The organism is Corynebacterium sp. 239_CJEI, assembly GCF_001055995.1.
Taxonomy (GTDB): Bacteria; Actinomycetota; Actinomycetes; order Mycobacteriales; family Mycobacteriaceae; genus Corynebacterium; species Corynebacterium jeikeium_D.
In genome coordinates this window covers 107,451-126,110 of record NZ_JVOW01000002.1, presented here as the reverse complement: position 1 = coordinate 126,110, position 18,660 = coordinate 107,451, and the positions used below count along the sequence as shown (strand labels likewise).

The 18,660-nt window shown below is 58.0% G+C and carries 12 protein-coding genes and 3 tRNA genes; 14 read left to right on the top strand and 1 reads right to left on the bottom strand.

Going from position 1 to position 18,660, the window contains the following annotated elements:
- Window positions 1–106 precede the first annotated feature (106 nt).
- Window positions 107–1,285, bottom strand: coding sequence for an IS1249 family transposase (locus tag ADB08_RS00840; protein ID WP_048732261.1), 1,179 nt, complete (start codon window positions 1,283–1,285; stop codon window positions 107–109).
- 182 nt (window positions 1,286–1,467) lie between these two features.
- On the opposite strand from ADB08_RS00840, the gene ADB08_RS00835 reads away from it, so the two are divergent.
- The 14 genes from ADB08_RS00835 (at window position 1,468) to ADB08_RS00770 (ending at window position 18,488) form a co-directional block, all read left to right on the top strand.
- Complete coding sequence (locus tag ADB08_RS00835) at window positions 1,468–2,847, top strand: IS3 family transposase (RefSeq protein ID WP_080969593.1); 1,380 nt, start codon at window positions 1,468–1,470, stop codon at window positions 2,845–2,847.
- A 374-nt stretch (window positions 2,848–3,221) separates the two neighbouring features.
- Window positions 3,222–3,294 (top strand) — tRNA-Thr (locus ADB08_RS00830).
- Window positions 3,295–3,333: 39 nt separating this feature from the next.
- Window positions 3,334–3,407: transfer RNA gene (locus tag ADB08_RS00825), tRNA-Met, on the top strand.
- A gap of 103 nt (window positions 3,408–3,510) precedes the next feature.
- Window positions 3,511–3,583: transfer RNA gene (locus ADB08_RS00820), tRNA-Trp, on the top strand.
- A 430-nt stretch (window positions 3,584–4,013) separates the two neighbouring features.
- The gene (secE, locus tag ADB08_RS00815; RefSeq protein ID WP_049170051.1) at window positions 4,014–4,322 is read left to right on the top strand and encodes a preprotein translocase subunit SecE; all 309 of its coding nucleotides are present in this window, start codon (window positions 4,014–4,016) and stop codon (window positions 4,320–4,322) included.
- A 191-nt stretch (window positions 4,323–4,513) separates the two neighbouring features.
- Window positions 4,514–5,383: a transcription termination/antitermination protein NusG gene (gene nusG, locus ADB08_RS00810; RefSeq protein ID WP_049170049.1), complete on the top strand. Its 870-nt coding sequence runs from the start codon at window positions 4,514–4,516 to the stop codon at window positions 5,381–5,383.
- A gap of 338 nt (window positions 5,384–5,721) precedes the next feature.
- A complete protein-coding gene (gene rplK / locus ADB08_RS00805) occupies window positions 5,722–6,159 on the top strand; it encodes a 50S ribosomal protein L11 (RefSeq protein WP_016422043.1) in 438 nt (145 codons plus the stop codon).
- Between the two features lie 101 nt (window positions 6,160–6,260).
- Complete coding sequence (rplA, locus tag ADB08_RS00800; protein ID WP_016422044.1) at window positions 6,261–6,965, top strand: 50S ribosomal protein L1; 705 nt, start codon at window positions 6,261–6,263, stop codon at window positions 6,963–6,965.
- Between the two features lie 254 nt (window positions 6,966–7,219).
- Window positions 7,220–7,852, top strand: coding sequence for a hypothetical protein (locus ADB08_RS00795; RefSeq protein WP_049170047.1), 633 nt, complete (start codon window positions 7,220–7,222; stop codon window positions 7,850–7,852).
- A gap of 387 nt (window positions 7,853–8,239) precedes the next feature.
- The gene (gene rplJ, locus ADB08_RS00790) at window positions 8,240–8,752 is read left to right on the top strand and encodes a 50S ribosomal protein L10 (protein WP_016422046.1); all 513 of its coding nucleotides are present in this window, start codon (window positions 8,240–8,242) and stop codon (window positions 8,750–8,752) included.
- 124 nt (window positions 8,753–8,876) lie between these two features.
- On the top strand, window positions 8,877–9,260 hold the full coding sequence (gene rplL / locus ADB08_RS00785; RefSeq protein ID WP_016422047.1) for a 50S ribosomal protein L7/L12: 384 nt from the start codon (window positions 8,877–8,879) through the stop codon (window positions 9,258–9,260).
- A 221-nt stretch (window positions 9,261–9,481) separates the two neighbouring features.
- Complete coding sequence (locus ADB08_RS00780) at window positions 9,482–10,447, top strand: DUF3068 domain-containing protein (RefSeq protein WP_049170045.1); 966 nt, start codon at window positions 9,482–9,484, stop codon at window positions 10,445–10,447.
- 432 nt (window positions 10,448–10,879) lie between these two features.
- Complete coding sequence (locus ADB08_RS00775; protein WP_042388391.1) at window positions 10,880–14,368, top strand: DNA-directed RNA polymerase subunit beta; 3,489 nt, start codon at window positions 10,880–10,882, stop codon at window positions 14,366–14,368.
- A 148-nt stretch (window positions 14,369–14,516) separates the two neighbouring features.
- Complete coding sequence (locus tag ADB08_RS00770; protein WP_049170042.1) at window positions 14,517–18,488, top strand: DNA-directed RNA polymerase subunit beta'; 3,972 nt, start codon at window positions 14,517–14,519, stop codon at window positions 18,486–18,488.
- Window positions 18,489–18,660 lie beyond the last annotated feature (172 nt).

The following is an 18,660-nucleotide window of genomic DNA, read 5'->3' as shown; positions in this document are numbered from 1 at the left end:
TGTGGTGTGTGGTCTGGGGTTATGGTGGCATGCGGACACACTTTTCTTTACTTAACCCAGGGTTAAACGACAAAATGTGTGTCTGGCTCGGCGTGTCGCGCGGGGGTTAGATTTGGCCTTTCTGGATGCCGATTGAGTGGGTGTAGTCGGTGTCGATAGCGTTGTCGTAGAGGGCTGGTCGTCCTGTTTCGTGGTCGGCTTGGTTCTCGTGTTGGGTCAGGGTGGAAACTTTGGCGAGTTGGTCCTGGCCCCAGTTGGACTGCCTGGCGATTCGTGCTGGATCGTCGGGCAGTTCGGTTTTTAAGTAGAGCCACCAATCCAGCATTCGGCGTTGTCGTTCGCCTGATCTGCCGCGGTGTGTTCTGGCAAGTAGTTTGATCTGGGAGTTGATGCCGCCTTCAAGGCTGTTGGTGGTGGATTTAATCCGGTTTTTCTCCAGCACACCTTCTGGTGGGGTGAGGTAGACAAACAGCAGTTCGGAGCGCCAGAGGTGGTTGAGGCTGTTGTAGGCCTTGCGCACGTTGTGATGTGTCCACGTGCGGGTCCATGTACCTGTTTTAGGGTCTTTGACCGTGGTTTTCTCGTCCATCCAGGAACGGTAGATCGTGGAGAATTCGTGCAGTTGTGCACCCCATGCTGCTGCTTGGTCCAGGGTGGTGATCCGGGTCAGTTTCAGCGCCAGTCGGTAGATGGTGCGCCCGGCATCAGTCCGGGGCCGTGAGGTGGTGTAGCGGCGTACAACGCGTTGGGCGTGGACGAGGCAACGCTGGATTTTCGTGGTGGGCCAGCACTTTTTGATCGCGCTAAACGCTCCCTGGCCGCCATCGATAACGGCGATAAGTGGGGCTTCGATGCGCTCGAGAAGTCGTTGGTAGTCGCGCGTGGTTTCGTGTTTGCACCAGTGCCAGGCGATGACATGGTCGATAGTTGCGGCAATGATCAAACAGCCGCCGGCGGTATATGTGCCGTCTAGAAACACCTGGTCGTAAACCCGCCCGATATGTCCGATGGTGGGATCTGGTACGTCAACGAGCCAGAAGGGTTCGAAGCGGCGTTGCAGTGTGCGCGGTGAGCATCCCACACGACTGGCAACGGTATCGAGGCTGGCGCCAGTGGTCAGGTGGTCAATGAAGGCGGCAAAAACCGTGGAATTGGTGATGTCGCTGCGGCGCTTCACACTCGACGCGCCGCAGTGTTTGCATCGCCACCTCGTAGTTCCTTTGCTGGTAGTGCCGTTGCGTTTCATCTCATCGCCGCAGTGGCAGCGTGGTTGGTTCTTTGACATTGCGACACCACACCACGCCGCGTGTAGCACATCACTGCTGCCACACCGCGGATTTACCGTCCCGGAGCCAAATATATGCTCCCGGAGCATATATTTCTCTGAAACCTAGAGGTCAACCACTACAAATCACCGAATCCAGACACACTTTCGGGGATGCGGACGGAATCTTGGAGGATTCCATCATGAACCGCTCATACACCAAGGAGCAGCGACGCAGAGCTCTGCAGGTTTACAAGCGTACTCAATCGGTGACCAAGACCGTCCGTGAACTTGGTTATCCAGGGCGATGGACGCTGTACAAATGGTTGCGTGAACCCGCCAAACCTGGTCGACCCCGCAAACAGTCAAAAACATTGACCCGCTACCCGTTTGAGGTCAAGCTTCGTGCTGTTGAGCTCTTCAACGCTGGTTGGAGGCCAGCTGACACCGCTGTGGAATGCGAGCTGCGCTCAAAGATGAGTGTCTATTCTTGGGCACAACGCCACCGTGAAGAGGGAAAATGGGGTTTGATGTCGAAAAGAGAACGCAAAGAGCACACTCGCATGCCCACCCGAGCAGCATTCGAGAAATCATTAGCCGATGATCCTGCAGAACTGAAAAAGCAAATGGCTCAACTGCTCGTTGACAAGGCTGTTTTGGAAAAGGAGCTGGAACTTGTAAAAAAAGACGTCAGCGTCATCCCGGGGCAGCTCAGCAATAAGCACAAGGCTGAAGTGGTTGACGCGTTACGCGGCGAGTTTCCGTTATCTATGCTGCTTGCTGCTATTGATCTTGCGGCATCAAGCTTCTACTACCAACTCCAACAGCGATTTGCTCCGGATAAGCACGCGCATATCCGCGAATTGCTTCATGAGATTAGTTCTGAGTCGAATAACACCTACGGCTATCGCCGACTTTGGTGGGAACTGCGCCATCGCGGGATCGTTATCAGTGAGAAGGTCGTCCGCCGTCTCATGCACGAAGAGGGAATTCGTCCCTGGTTCCCGAAACGAAAGTGGCGTTACTCCAGCTATCAAGGGGAAATTTCTCCCGCACCACCTAACCTGGTGAACCGTAATTTTCATGCTGAGCATCCAAATCGGTTGTGGCTGACTGACATCAGTGTTTTCGCTACTAACCAAGGTCGCGTGTACCTGTCTGCCATCATTGACTGTTTTGACGGGAAGGTCGTGGCAGCAAAAACAAGTGTTCATCCCACCATGGAGTTAGCAGAAGAAACTTTGTACGCAGCAATCGCAACCGAAAAGCCGGCAATGGATGGCTCCTTGGTGATTCACTCAGACCGCGGAGCACATTATCGAGGCAGCAGCTGGCGAAGTATGACCGAGAAGTTCGGAATACTTCGCTCGATGTCGAAGAAAGGTTGTAGCCCCGACAATGCAGCATGCGAGGGGTTCTTCGGCCGAATGAAAAACGAAATGTACTACGGCAGAACCTGGCAGAACCCTCAAGAGCTCAAAGAAGCAATCGCGACATACATTGAGTTCTACAACAATCACCGAATCAAGATCAGCCTCGATGGTTTGAGCATTGCCGAATACCGAAAAGTCAATGTAGCGTGAGATTGAAACTGTCCAAAAAAACGTCCGCATCCCCTTCTCTGTCGTTTAACCCCCCGTTGATGGGGATGCGGGGTAGGGGCTCGAGTGAGGGGCTCTGGATTAAGCGGGGCAGGGGCTCGAGTTAGAGGTCAGCCACTCATCGATGAGTTATTCACTTATGGTTCCGCTGGGGCTCATCGATAAGTGAATAGATTATCCATAAGTGCGCGCCAAATGTCTGCAAACATGACAAGAAATACCGCTGCCTACCTGCTGATTTGTGCTTAGTGGTGATTTCGGGTTAATCTTTGCAAGGCTTCACGGAGAGCACAGAACGAAACAAAGCGGTCAACAATTGGCCACGGAGTTACGTGCTGAGTTCAACGGATGCTGATGCCCCCTTAGCTCAGTCGGCAGAGCGTTTCCATGGTAAGGAAAAGGTCGACAGTTCGATTCTGTCAGGGGGCTCTGTTCTTTTATACGGACTTATGTCCGGTAGAGAATAGGGGCGATGTAGCTCAGATGGTGAGAGCGCACGACTCATAATCGTGAGGTCGGGGGTTCGATCCCCCCCATCGCTACTACGGACAGTGATGTTCGTCGAACCCCGCCTTGATTATGCAGCAATGCAGTAAGGTGGGACATTGTCAGCTAAGGACTGAGAAGTTCTTTCGCTGGTGGTGAAGGGGCGTGGCTCAATTGGTAGAGCAGCGGTCTCCAAAACCGCAGGTTGCAGGTTCGAGTCCTGTCGCCCCTGCAAGTACCCGTCATCCAGGGCGTATGAAAATGCGTCTGGGTGGCGGGTTTTTCGTTTATGTTCGGTGGCGGTGGGGCAATGCGAGTTACTGACTGCGTTTATGACAAAAACAGCCCGAAAAATGGCTTGAAAGTGTCATAACCCCATACAGTTTCACATTTGCAGCCCCAAGTTCGCATCCCCGAGCGAGCAGCCCGTGGCTCTTTGGGGTTGTCAGAATCGAATCTCGAAGCCTGCGGTTCCCACGAAGGGCATTTCTTCGATAGTGTGGATTATCGGCTAGAATTTACGCACTGAACCAGACTTGCTCTGCACAGTGGGGGCTTGGCTCCGGAGAACTTCCCCGGAGTTTGCCCTTGAAGAATTCACGTTTGAGTTTCACTGTGCAGTATCTTTAGGTCTCATATGCACGAAGTAGCGAAGGAGCATCGTGTCTGAGGAAAACCAGACTTTCCAGGCGGCGGCTCGCCCGTCCGGTAAGCGCCAGGCGACGGGCGCGCAGACCACCGTGGCGAAGAAGCCTGCGCGTGAGAAGGAGACCAACGAGCTTTCGACTCGTAACCCTTTGGTTTTCATCAAGCAGGTTGTTGACGAGCTGCGCAAGGTGATTTGGCCGACCGGCCGCCAGATGGTCACCTACAGCATCATCGTGATTCTGTTCTTGATTGCCATGATCGTTCTCGTGTGGGGTGTGGACACGCTGGCCGGTCTGGGTGTCCGATCGGTGTTGGGTAAGTAATCGGTTATACTGTTTCGCAGTGATGCTTTTCATCCCGCCTCCGAGTTCCGGACGGCGGGATTATTCGTTAGCGCAGCTGGTGTCTGGCTGTGCGAAGTGATTGCGGATGGCATATTGGCTCTTAGGACTCTTTAGGCGAAGATGCCAATGTCGCGAACCGTTGATGTAGATACAAGAGGGGTTAGCACGACATGAATGATGGTCAGAATATTTTCTCCGACGCCCAGTCCGCGGATGCTGCCGCAACTGAGCAGGATGCGCAGGACGCACCGGCTCAGGTAGAAGCTTCGGCCGAGGGTGCAGTCGCAGCCGCAGCCGACGCAGCCGCAGCTGACACTGCTGCAGCAGAAGCAGCGCCGGCAGAGGAGACTGCCGCTGACGCTGAGGCACAGGCAGCTGCTGACGCAGATGCCGAGTACCGTAAGCGCCTGCGCGAGTTCCAGCGTGAGCTCAAGCGTCGTCCGGGCGACTGGTACATCATCCAGTGCTACTCCGGCTACGAGAACAAGGTGAAGACCAACCTGGAAATGCGCGCCCAGACCATGGGTGTCGATGAGCAGATCCACGAGGTCATCGTTCCGGTTGAGGAAGTCGAAGAGCGCAAGGACGACGGCAAGAAGAAGATCGTTAAGCGCAAGCTGCTGCCGGGCTACGTTCTGGTTCGTATGAGCCTGGATGACCCGTCCTGGTCCGTCGTCCGCGACACCCCGGGTGTTACTTACTTCGTCGGTAGCGAGGGCCAGCCGTCCAAGGTCAAGATTCGCGAGGTCGCTAAGTTCCTCATGCCGAAGGAGACCATCACCGCGGACGCCGCTGAAGAAGCTGCAAATGCCGACGGTGAGCTGGCTGTCGCAGCGGCGCCGCAGGCGGAGAAGAAGGCCGTCGCCATCGACTATGAGGTCGGCGAGTCCGTCACCATCCTGTCCGGTCCGTTCGCATCTGTGGCTGCGACCATCTCCGAGATCGACCCGGACACCGGCCGCATGAAGGCTCTGGTTTCCATCTTCGGCCGTGAGACCCCGGTCGAGCTGGGCATCGATGAGGTCGAGAAGCTGAACTAGGCCCGACCTCAAGCCAGGCGCAGAGCCAAGCGGAGAGCACCGCCAAGCCAAGCGCCGAGCAAGGCACCAGCTAGCTCGCTCGCGCAACCAATCCGGTAACGGATTTTGATGCACGCCATACGCTGCGGTAACGTAGCCAGGCGTGCATTTTTGTGCCTTGAGCACAGATGCGCCAAGTAATTCGTATCCCCGGTGGCTGGCACCAACTCGATGACCAGCGCCAGCGGCCATGATGGTCGAGGGCGCAAGGGTCGTCGTAAAGCGTCGGCATCCGGACGGGGTGAGTCGCCTTTTCATCGGGGCGGCGTGCCCCGGTAACTAGGAAGTAGGTTAATCCGATGGCTCCGAAGAAGAAGCTTTCTGCGATTATTAAGCTGCAGATTCAGGCTGGTCAGGCTAACCCGGCTCCGCCGGTTGGTCCGGCACTGGGTGCTCATGGTGTCAACATCATGGAGTTCTGCAAGGCTTACAACGCAGCAACTGAGAACCAGCGTGGCAACGTTGTCCCGGTTGAAATCTCTGTCTACGAAGACCGCTCCTTCACCTTCGTTCTGAAGACCCCGCCGGCAGCTAAGCTGCTGCTGAAGGCCGCTGGCATCCAGAAGGGCTCTGGCGTTCCGCACACCAACAAGGTCGGTTCCGTGACCTGGGAGCAGTGCAAGGAAATCGCCGAGCTGAAGAAGCCGGACCTGAACGCTAACGACATCGAGATGGGTGCACGCATCATCGCCGGTACCGCTCGTTCTATGGGCATCACCGTCGAGGGCGCTAAGTAAACCGTCAGCGTTTAGCTGCACCTTCATCAAGTGGTAGGGCCAGCTTCGGCCCGCTACACACCACAATCCAACCATTTCACTTAATTGAGATTGGACTTTTCATGAGCAAGAACTCTAAGGCATACCGCGCCGCCGCCGAGAAGATCGACGCCGGCCGCATCTACTCTCCGCTCGAGGCCGCTAACCTGGCCAAGGAGACCTCCTCCAAGAACTACGACGCCACCATCGACGTCGCCATCCGCCTGGGCGTTGACCCGCGCAAGGCTGACCAGCTGGTTCGCGGCACTGTCTCCCTGCCGAACGGCACCGGTAAGACCGTCCGCGTTGTCGTCTTCGCTGCTGGCGAGAACGCCACCAAGGCTGAAGAGGCTGGCGCTGACTTCGTTGGCTCCGAGGAGCTGATCGAGAAGATTCAGGGCGGTTGGACCGACTTCGACGCTGCTATCGCTACCCCGGACCAGATGGCCAAGGTTGGTCGCGTGGCTCGCATCCTCGGCCCGCGTGGTCTGATGCCGAACCCGAAGACCGGCACCGTTACCCCGGATGTCGCTAAGGCTGTCACCGAGATCAAGGGCGGTAAGATTTCCTTCCGCGTTGACAAGGCTGCAAACCTGCAGGCTGTTATCGGTAAGGCTTCCTTCGACGCTGAGAAGCTGGCCGAGAACTACGGTGCGCTTATCGACGAGCTGATGCGCCTCAAGCCGTCCGCTGCTAAGGGTAAGTACCTGAAGAAGATCACCGTCTCCGCCACCAACGGCCCGGGCATCCCGGTTGACACCAGCGTGATCAAGGACTACACCGCCTAAATCAGCATCAGCCGATAGGTGAGTGTGCTCTTCATGAGTCACTCGAGAGCGACTCTGAGCAAAGCTCTTTAAAACCGCCGCCGCGCGCACTTTCCAGAGTGTGTGAGGTGGCGGTTTTGCATTGGTATAAGGGGTATCGATAGCGCGGTGGGGGGCTTGGGCGCGGTAGACGTCGTAAAGCGAATTGCTAATCCAAACAACTAATCCAGGCGAAATGGACTCACAGCCAAAGTTTGTTGCTTAAAATCGCGACTATGACGTTAATTTTGGAACCCGAAGAAGGGCTGGAGGCGCTCGGCGAGATTAATCGCCTGGCGCAGCTCGACGACGGTTCCGGAATTATTGAACCGCAGCTCATCTCGTATCTCGACTCGTTGGGCGACGACGCCTATGACATGCCCTGCCTGCGCATCGCGGGACAGACTCTGCTGGGCGAGGTACTGACGGGGCTAGGGGAGGACGAGCGCGTAGCTGAGGTCCTTCGCCGCAATATCCAGGACTCTGTGGTGCTTCCGGGGATGAGTGAGGAGGAAGCTCTACAAGCTCGGGCGGCGCAGGTCGTGGTCGTGCGGCTGTTGCGCATCATCGCGCGGATGGAGGCCGTCGAGCTGCGCAATGTCGTGGCGCAGCAGTGCCTGGCATCGCAGATCCCGCCGGTTGTGCGCGTGGCACTGACACTCACCGTGGATATTCTCGACGCCGCCAGATTGGACGCACATCCCGACGACATGGTGCGCGTGGTGCTCGACTACGCCGACCAAGTGCTCTGGCTTGCCGACGACAACCTGAATGCGTACTTTGCCGAGCTCGAGATGATTGTCCAGCAACGTGAGAAGGACCTGGAGTTCGGCCGCTTCGGAGAGCCAGGTGCGGCGCGGTTTGGATAGGCGATTTGGTTAATTGCCAGGGTCTGGTATAAAGTTTCTTCACGAAGTTTGACCGGCTTCCAATCGGTACCAACATCGAGTTGGGAAGATGGAGGTTGGTACTCAAGTTTCACCGAAGACCGTCGGTCATTCGCTTTGAAAGAAGCGGATTGAAGGTTTCATTGTAGGAATACAGTGAGCGGCCCACGCAGGAGGACTTGGAAGCGCTTGCGCAGTTTGACTTCACCTGTTGTCCTTGCGGTCGGCGGAGTTGAAGTGGAACATGCCACAAGAATTGTGCGCCCCATCCTTGTGCGAGGATTGGGGCGTTTGTTGTATTTGCGCAACAGAATCCTTCACTTGGCCGAGCGGAAAATTGCAAAGACCAGGAAGGAGGCGAGAGTACACATGGCAGCAAATGCTGAGAAGATTGCAGCTGTTGCAGCGCTGAAGCAGGACGTTGAAGAGTCCAACGCTATCGTGCTGACTGAGTACCGCGGCCTGTCCGTTGCGGAAATCACGGAACTGCGTCGCGCCCTCGGTGCTGATGTTAAGTACTCCGTCGCCAAGAACACCATGATCAAGATCGCTGCCGACGAGGCAGGGATTGAGGGTCTTGATGAGCACCTGAACGGCCCGACTGCAGTCGCCTTCATCAAGGGCGAGGCTGTGGATGCGGCTAAGGCGATTAAGAAGTTCGCCGGTGACAACAAGAACCTCGTGATCAAGGGCGGCTACATGGACGGTGCTGCGATGGATGCAGCACAGTTCGAGGCTCTTGCGGATATGGATAACCGTGAGACCACGCTGGCAAAGCTGGCTGGTGCCTTCAACGGCGTTCTGGCGAACGTCGCTGGCCTGCTCGACGCTCCGACCTCCTCGGTTGCCCGCCTTGCTGCGGCACTCGAGGAAAAGAAGTAATCCCGAGCGGCTCGCGATCTACGCGAACTAAATCACGCGAAAAACTTTTCAATATCACTTTGACGGCTTCGACCCCAGGGATTTCTGAGGGGAGCGGCCGCACCACACTCATAGGAGAATATCCATGGCTAAGTACACCACTGAGGAACTGCTCGAGGCTTTCAAGGAAATGACCCTCGTTGAGCTCACCGAGTTCAAGAAGGCTTTCGAGGAAGAGTTCGACGTTACCGCTGCTGCTCCGGTTGCAGTTGCTGCTGCAGGCGCTGCTGGCGGCGAGGCTGCTGCTGAGGAGAAGGACGAGTTCGACGTCGTCCTCGAGGACGCTGGCGCTAAGAAGATTGGCGTTATTAAGGCTGTCCGCGAGATCGTCTCCGGCCTGGGCCTGAAGGAGGCTAAGGAGATGGTTGAGTCCGCTCCGAAGGCTATCCTGGAGGGTGCTTCCAAGGACGACGCTGAGGCTGCTAAGGCTAAGCTGGAAGAGGCTGGCGCAAAGGTTGCCCTCAAGTAATTCAGTTACTTGCTTCGGTCTCGGTAGCGGCCTAAAGCTACCAATTCTGACCGCCAATTTTGGGATTTTCCCGGGGTTGGCGGTCCTTTTGTTTCTGGGGTCTTTGCTAACCCACCTGACCCGGGCAAAACCTCACTAATCTCACCCGTCACAGGGAGTTGGGGCAAAAACCAGACCACTCATTGTCTTGATTGCCCCTATTGGCCTGTAAAGTATCTAACATGCTCTCACGGCCGAGAATTTTGTCTATCCTTCTGTTGGGTCTAGGCACCGCACTGCTTGCTGCTGGCATTTTGCTGCCCAAAGTGCTCAATGTTGATCCCAAAATGCCGCTTGACCTGCCGCCGGTGTCGTATACCCTGCGGGCGGAAGACGGCGTATCCACCAGGATTAACGAAGAGGGCAAGCGGGAGGAAGTGCACTCGCCGCTGCAGCGACAGCTCCATGGCGTGCTCATCGAACCCGCGGATGCGGACAAGGTTTCGCTCCGTGTCGGTGTGACTGAAATGCGTGAGCTTCCCCCTGAGGTCATAGGCACCGACCCGCTGACGGAGCTTATCGAGGCCAATATCTGGACAGTTACCATCGACCGCCTCACTGGCGAGGCGCTGGCTCCTGCGACGCTTGTCGACCGCATGGCAGGCGTTCCACGGTCAGTGGCTTTCGAGGGGAACTGGGTGAAGCTTCCGGCCGACACGGAGGAAAAGGAATACCTGATCTTTGATGATCTCCTCCACGATTCCTTGCCGGCAAAGTTTGTCGGGGAAGAGGAGCGCGGCGGTAACCGTGTCCTGCATTTCCGTCAGGACATTGAGAAGACGAATCTCGCCCAGAAGTACCGTTCTTATGTCTCTCAGCTAACCCAGGATGACAAGTCCGGCTTCCTCCAGTACCAGGGCACCCGTGATTTGTGGGTTGAGCCCAAGTCTGGCTCGGTCATCGATATGGCCGAGGACATCCACCTTTGGTGGGAGACCCGCGACGGCGAGCCGATCATGGACTACCTGCGCTTCAACGGCAAGATGGACGAAGGCCTTTCCAATCAGCTTCTCTTTGGCGCAATACAGAATTTCCAGCGCCCAGCTCTAGAGCCGTGGTCAATCGGCCTCATTGCGTCCGGTTCAATTCTGGTATTCATCGCAATCGTGGGCATCGTGCGTCCTTCGACCCGTCGTAAAGCAGAGTAACGCTTTACGACGGCCATAGCGCCCAGGCCTCATCGTTATATCGGTAACGGGTGAATGCGACACGCCCGATTTGTCAAGTTGTACTAGACAACTGCCAGTTTTTGATATAGGCTAAATCGTTGCGCTGGAATTAGTGTATCTGTCGCCAGCTCTTTTATAGTTTGCGCTCGGAGCGCGGGGCTATTATGTAGCACCGTTTTTCGTGCATCTAGCTGTTAAAGGAGTTGCTGCGGCGCCGCCGTTAGGGCTCGGGGCTCGCCTTTAAAGGCTGGTCTTGGAGGCCAAGTGGCGGGGGAATCACTTTCGTGTGTGACCAAAGGTTAGACGCAAAGTATCCCGGTGCGCAACAGAAATAATTCCTGCAACTTGAATCGCGTATAAACCAAGCGGGCGGAGCGCACCACCGGTTGCCGGTGTGCTCCACCGCGTGAGGTGCTGGAAGGACGCATCTTGGCAGTCTCCCGCCAGACCAAGGCAGTAACCGGTATTCCCGGAGCTTCGAAGAGGTACTCGTTTGCAAAGATTCAGGAGCCGATTGCGGTTCCTGGTCTGCTCGACCTGCAGCGTGAGTCTTTCGCATGGCTCATTGGCACGCCTGAGTGGCGTGCTCGTCGCCAGGAGGAGCTCGGAGAAGACGCTCGGGTTACCAGCGGTCTCGAAGATATTCTAGAAGAGCTCTCTCCGATTGAGGACTACTCCCAGAAGATGTCCCTGACGCTGTCGGACCCATGGTTCGACTCCGTTAAGAACACCGTGGATGAGTCCAAGGATAAGGACATCAACTACTCGGCTCCCCTCTACGTCACCGCGGAGTTCACCAACCGCGAGACCGGTGAGATCAAGAGCCAGACTGTCTTCATCGGTGACTTCCCGATGATGACGGACAAGGGTACGTTCATCGTCAACGGAACTGAGCGTGTCGTTGTTTCTCAGCTGGTGCGCTCTCCGGGCGTCTACTTCGATGAGACCATCGACAAGTCCACCGAGCGCCCGCTGCACTCGGTGAAGATTATTCCGTCGCGCGGTGCGTGGCTGGAGTTCGACGTCGACAAGCGGGACACCGTCGGCGTTCGTATTGACCGTAAGCGTCGCCAGCCGGTCACGGTTCTGTTGAAGGCTTTCGGCTGGACCACCGAGGAGATCAAGGAGCGCTTCGGCTTCTCTGAGATCATGATGGCCACCCTGGAGAAGGACGGTGTTGCAAACACCGACGAGGCTCTGCTGGAGATTTACCGCAAGCAGCGCCCGGGTGAGCCGCCGACGCGCGAGTCCGCGCTGGCTCTGCTGGAGAACAACTTCTTCAAGCCGAAGCGCTACGACCTGGCTAAGGTCGGTCGCTACAAGGTCAACCGCAAGCTGGGTCTGGGCGCTGATGCCTCCGGCGAGATGGTTCTGACCGAGCAGGATATTGCTACCACCATCGAATACCTTGTGCGCCTGCACGACGGCGAGAATGTTATGACCTCGCCGGAAGGTGTTGAGATCCCGGTTGAGACCGACGATATCGACCACTTCGGTAACCGTCGCTTGCGTACCGTAGGCGAGCTGATTCAGAACCAGGTCCGCGTGGGTCTGTCCCGCATGGAACGCGTGGTTCGTGAGCGCATGACCACTCAGGACGTGGAGTCGATCCAGCCGACCACCCTGATTAACGTGCGCCCGGTTTCCGCGGCTATCCGTGAGTTCTTCGGTACTTCCCAGCTGTCCCAGTTCATGGACCAGAACAACTCGCTGTCGGGTCTGACCCACAAGCGTCGTCTGTCTGCACTGGGCCCGGGTGGTCTGACCCGTGACCGTGCTGGCCTTGAGGTTCGAGACGTTCACCCGTCCCACTACGGTCGCATGTGTCCAATTGAGACCCCAGAGGGTCCGAACATTGGCCTGATTGGTTCGCTGTCCTGCTACGCACGCGTGAACCCGTTCGGTTTCATTGAGACTCCGTACCGTCGCGTCCGCGATGGTGTCATCACCGACGAGGTCGACTACCTCACCGCTGATGAGGAAGACCGCTACGTCGTCGCGCAGGCCAACACCCCGATCGACGAGAACGGCCACTTCGTTCAGGAGACCCTGTCTGTTCGTAAGAAGGGTGGTGACGTCGAGTCCGTCCGCGCCGATGAGGTCGACTACCTCGATGTTTCCCCGCGTCAGATGGTCTCCGTGGCTACCGCCATGATTCCGTTCCTCGAGCACGACGACGCTAACCGTGCCCTGATGGGTGCGAACATGCAGCGCCAGGCTGTGCCGCTGCTGCGTTCGGAGGCTCCGTTCGTCGGTACTGGTATGGAGCAGCGTGCTGCTTACGACGCCGGCGATGTCATTGTCGCTTCGGCCACCGGTGTGGTCGAGACCGTGTCGGCAGACTTCATCACCATCATGGATGATGAGGGCCAGCGCCACACCTACCTGCTGCGCAAGTTTGAACGCACCAACCAGGGCACCTGCTACAACCAGAAGCCTCTGGTTGACGAAGGCCAGCGTGTTGAGGCCGGCCAGGTCATCGCTGACGGTCCGGGTACCGACAACGGTGAGATGGCACTTGGTAAGAACCTGCTCGTGGCATTCATGCCGTGGGAAGGACACAACTACGAGGACGCCATCATCCTGAACCAGCGCATGGTTGAGGAGGACATCCTGACCTCGATTCACATCGAGGAGCACGAGATTGATGCCCGCGACACCAAGCTGGGTCCGGAGGAAATCACCCGTGACATCCCGAACGCATCCGAGGAGATGCTGAAGGATCTGGATGACCGCGGTATCGTCCGCATCGGTGCCGACGTTCGCGACGGTGACATCCTGGTCGCTAAGACCACGCCGAAGGGCGAGACTGAGCTGACTCCGGAGGAGCGCCTGCTGCGCGCTATCTTCGGCGAGAAGTCCCGCGAGGTCCGTGACACCTCCATGCGTGTTCCGCACGGTGAGTCCGGCAAGGTCATCGGCGTCCGCGTCTTCTCCCGTGAAGACGATGACGACCTGGCACCGGGTGTCAACGAGATGGTCCGCGTCTACGTTGCGCAGAAGCGCAAGATCCAGGACGGCGACAAGATGGCAGGTCGCCACGGTAACAAGGGTGTTATCGGCAAGATCCTGCCGCAGGAGGACATGCCGTTCCTGCCGGACGGCACCCCGGTCGACATCATTCTGAACACCCACGGTGTTCCGCGTCGTATGAACATCGGCCAGGTCCTCGAGGTTCACCTCGGCTGGCTGGCGAAGGCCGGCTGGAGCATTGAGGGCGACCCGGATTGGGCTAAGCGTCTTCCGGCAGACCTGCACGACGTTCCGTCCGACTCCCTGGTCGCAACCCCAGTGTTCGACGGTGCTGAGAACGAGGAGCTCGCTGGTCTGCTCGCGTCGTCCCGCCCGAACCGTGACGGCGAGGTGCTGGTCAACGCTGACGGTAAGGCCACGCTGTTCGACGGCCGCTCTGGCGAGAAGTTCCCGTTCCCGGTTTCGGTGGGCTACATGTACATGCTGAAGCTGCACCACCTGGTCGACGAGAAGATTCACGCTCGTTCCACCGGTCCGTACTCCATGATTACCCAGCAGCCGCTGGGTGGTAAGGCCCAGTTCGGTGGTCAGCGCTTCGGTGAGATGGAGGTGTGGGCAATGCAGGCATACGGCGCTGCCTACACCCTGCAGGAGCTGCTCACCATCAAGTCCGATGACGTGGTTGGCCGCGTCAAGGTCTACGAGGCAATCGTGAAGGGCGACAACATTCCGGATCCGGGTATTCCGGAGTCGTTCAAGGTGCTTCTGAAGGAACTGCAGTCGCTCTGCCTGAACGTTGAGGTCCTTTCGGCCGACGGCGTTCCGGTTGAGTTGGGCTCCTCCGACGATGAGGAACTCGACCACGCGACCGCTTCCCTCGGCATTAACCTGTCCCGCGACGAGCGTTCTGACGCTGACTCCGCATAGTTTCTCGCTTAACGACGAAACATTGCGTGAGTATCAGGGTCGGGAAGCCCTAACTCGCGAATAACCCAACACAGACGACAACGTACAAAAACCTCCGCAGAGAATTTGGTTTCCGCATTACTTCGATGCGGAGGGAAAGGGAAAACAGGTGCTCGACGTCAACAACTTTGACGAGCTCCGGATTGGGCTCGCTACCGCCGACGACATCCGCCGCTGGTCTCGCGGTGAGGTCAAGAAGCCCGAGACGATTAACTACCGTACGCTGAAGCCGGAAAAGGATGGCCTTTTCTGTGAGCGTATCTTCGGCCCGACCCGTGACTGGGAGTGTGCTTGTGGTAAGTACAAGCGCGTTCGCTTCAAGGGCATCATCTGTGAACGCTGTGGCGTTGAGGTGACCAAGTCGAAGGTTCGCCGTGAGCGCATGGGCCACATTGAGCTGGCCGCTCCGGTCACTCACATCTGGTACTTCAAGGGTGTGCCGTCTCGCCTCGGCTACCTGCTCGATTTGGCTCCGAAGGATCTGGAAAAGATCATCTACTTCGCTGCCAACATCATCACTTCTGTGGATGAAGAGGCTCGCCACAACGACCAGGAAACCCTCGAAGCAGACATGCTCGTGGACAAGAAGCTGGTTGAGGACGACCGCGACCAGGAGCTGGCCGAGCGTGCCCAGACCCTGGAAGAGGATCTGGCTGAGCTCGAGGCAGCCGGTGCCAAGGCTGACGCCCGTAAGAAGGTTCAGTCTGCAGCCGAGCGCGAGATGCGCCACATCCGTGAGCGCGCCCAGCGCGAGCTGGATCGTCTCGACGAGATCTGGAACACCTTCATCAAGCTCGAGCCGAAGCAGATGATTATCGACGAGGGTATTTACACCGAGCTCGTCGACCGCTACGAGGATTACTTCACCGGTGGTATGGGGGCTGAGGCTATTCAGACCCTGATCCGTAACTTCGACTTGGCCAAGGAGGCCGAGGAGCTGCGCGAGATTATTCGCGACGGCAAGGGTCAGAAGAAGATGCGCGCCCTCAAGCGCCTGAAGGTTGTCACTGCATTCCTGCAGTCCGGCAACGACCCGGCCGCTATGGTGCTTGACTGCATCCCGGTGATTCCGCCGGAGCTGCGCCCGATGGTGCAGCTCGACGGTGGCCGCTTTGCGACCTCGGACTTGAACGACCTCTACCGTCGTGTCATCAACCGCAACAACCGCCTGAAGCGCATGATTGACCTCGGCGCTCCGGAGATCATTGTCAACAACGAGAAGCGCATGCTTCAGGAATCCGTTGACGCACTGTTCGACAACGGACGTCGTGGCCGCCCGGTCACTGGTCCGGGTAACCGCCCGCTGAAGTCCCTGAGCGACCTGCTCAAGGGTAAGCAGGGGCGTTTCCGTCAGAACCTGCTGGGTAAGCGTGTTGACTACTCCGGCCGTTCGGTTATTATCGTCGGCCCGCAGCTGAAGCTGCACCAGTGTGGTCTGCCGAAGCTGATGGCTCTCGAGCTGTTCAAGCCGTTCGTGATGAAGGAGCTCGTGGCCAAGAGCTACGCGCAGAACATCAAGAGCGCGAAGCGCATGGTTGAGCGTCAGCGCCCAGAGGTGTGGGACGTCCTCGAAGATGTCATTACCGGGCACCCGGTTCTGCTGAACCGTGCACCTACGCTGCACCGCCTGGGTATTCAGGCGTTCGAGCCGGTCCTGGTTGAGGGTAAGGCAATTCAGCTGCACCCACTGGCTTGTGAGGCTTTCAACGCCGACTTCGACGGTGACCAGATGGCAGTCCACCTGCCGCTGTCCGCTGAAGCGCAGGCCGAGGCTCGTGTCCTGATGCTGTCCTCGAACAACATTCTGTCGCCGGCTTCCGGTAAGCCGCTGGCTATGCCGCGTCTGGACATGGTCACTGGCCTGTACTTCCTGACGCTGGAGAAGCCAGAGCTGCCGGGTGGCCACCAGGATGCCACCGAGGACGCACCGGAGCAGGGTATTTACACCAGCCCGGCCGAAGCCATCATGGCTTACGACCGCGGTGCAATTGGCCTGCAGAGCCCGATTAAGGTTCGCATCAGCCACCTGCGTCCGCCGGCTGAGATTGAATCCGAGCAGTTCCCAGACGGTTGGAACAAGGGCGATACTTGGCTGGCTTCGACCACGCTGGGCCGCGTTATGTTCAACGACCTGCTGCCGTGGAACTACCCATACGTCGAAGGCGTTATGGCTAAGAAGCCGCAGGCTGCGATCATCAACGACTTGGCTGCCAAGTACCCGATGATCACGGTCGCTCAGACCGTCGACAAGCTCAAGGATGCTGGTTTCTACTGGGCTACCCGTTCTGGTGTCACCATTGCTATGTCTGACGTGCTGGTTCTCCCGAACAAGCGGGAGATCCTAAACGGCTACGAAGAGAAGGCCGCCACGGTGGAGAAGAAGTTCCGCCGTGGTAAGCTCTCGGCTGCTGAGCGTCACGAGTCGCTGGTTAACCTGTGGAAGGCTGCGACGGCTGAGGTCGGTGAAAAGGTCGAGGCTCTGTACCCGGATGACAATCCGATTCCGATGATCGTGAAGTCGGGTGCTGCCGGTAACATGGGCCAGATTCACTCGCTGGCCGGCATGAAGGGTATGGTTACGAACCCGCGTGGTGAATACATCACCCGTCCGATTAAGACCTCCTTCCGCGAAGGCCTGTCGGTTCTCGAGTACTTCAACAACTCGCACGGTTCCCGTAAGGGTCTGGCCGATACCGCGCTTCGTACCGCTGACTCGGGTTACCTGACCCGTCGTCTGGTCGACGTTGCGCAGGACGTCATCGTTCGCGAAGAGGACTGTGGCACTCACGATGGTGTCATTGTCGAGATCGGCGAGGATGTTCTGGACACAACCGGCAACCCGACCGGCGAGATCCGTCGTGCGAAGTATGTCGAGACCGCCGCGATTGCTCGTGTGCTGGCAGCCGATGTCACCGACGCTGAGGGCAATGTCCTTATCGCGGCTGACACCGACCTGAACGACGACCACATCACCCTGGCTCTCAGCCACGGTGTCAAGGAAGTCAAGGTCCGCTCGGTTCTGACCTGTTCCACCGCAACCGGTGTCTGTGCCAAGTGCTACGGTCGCTCGATGGCAACCGGCAAGCTGGTCGACATCGGAGAGGCTGTCGGCATTGTTGCTGCGCAGTCCATTGGTGAGCCGGGTACCCAGCTGACCATGCGTACGTTCCACCAGGGTGGTGTCGGTGGCGACATTACCGGTGGTCTGCCGCGTGTCCAGGAGCTGTTTGAGGCCCGCGTGCCGAAGAACAAGGCTCCGCTGGTCCGCGAAAACGGTCGCGTGCGCCTGGAGGAGGACGAGCACTTCTACACGCTCACCCTCATCCCGGATGCCAACAGCGAGGACGAGGTCGTATACGACAAGCTGTCCAAGCGTCAGGGCCTGGCTGAAATCACTGTCGATGGCCGTCGTCGCGCCATCCGCGATGGTGACCACGTGGTCAAGGGTCAGCAGCTGCTCAAGGGCGCTGCCGATCCGCACGAGGTCCTCGAGGTTCTGGGCCGCCGAGGCGTCCAGCGCCACCTTATCGAGGAAGTCCAGTCGGTCTACCGTGATCAGGGTGTGGCCATTCACGACAAGCACATCGAGGTTATCGTCAGCCAGATGCTGCGCCGCGTGATTGTGTCTAAGCCAGGTGACTCCGAACTGCTGCCAGGTGCACTGGTCGAGCGCTCCACGGTCATGGCGAAGAACCGCGAGATTGTCGCCTCCGGTGGCAGCGTCATCGAAGGCCGTCGCGTGCTGATGGGTATTACCAAGGCATCGCTGGCCACCGAGTCCTGGCTGTCCGCCGCCTCCTTCCAGGAGACGACGCGCGTGCTTACCGACGCCGCTATCAACAAGCGCTCGGATAAGCTCATCGGCCTGAAGGAGAACGTGATCATCGGTAAGCTGATCCCGGCTGGTACGGGTATCTCGCGCTACCGCAACATCACGGTTGAGCCGACTGAGGAAGCTGCCCGCCAGGCAGCCGCCCCGTTCGCTTCCTTCGGCGAGGGCTTCTACGGTGCCGAGGACACCTACGGCATCGATCAGGTCGGTTCCGCAGTTCCGCTGGATGACATCGGAACCTTCGAGTAAAAATCAATAGCTTTGCGGCAGCGGCTGGGGGAGCGGGAGAATTCCCTCGGTCACTGTCTGGCAAAGCACCTCGCCTGACAGTTGGGGCTTCGTGCGCTACCTGTTAGGTGGCAACCGGAAAAATCCTCCGGCACAGTTGTGGCTTACTAGCGGATTGCTAGTTCGTCACGGT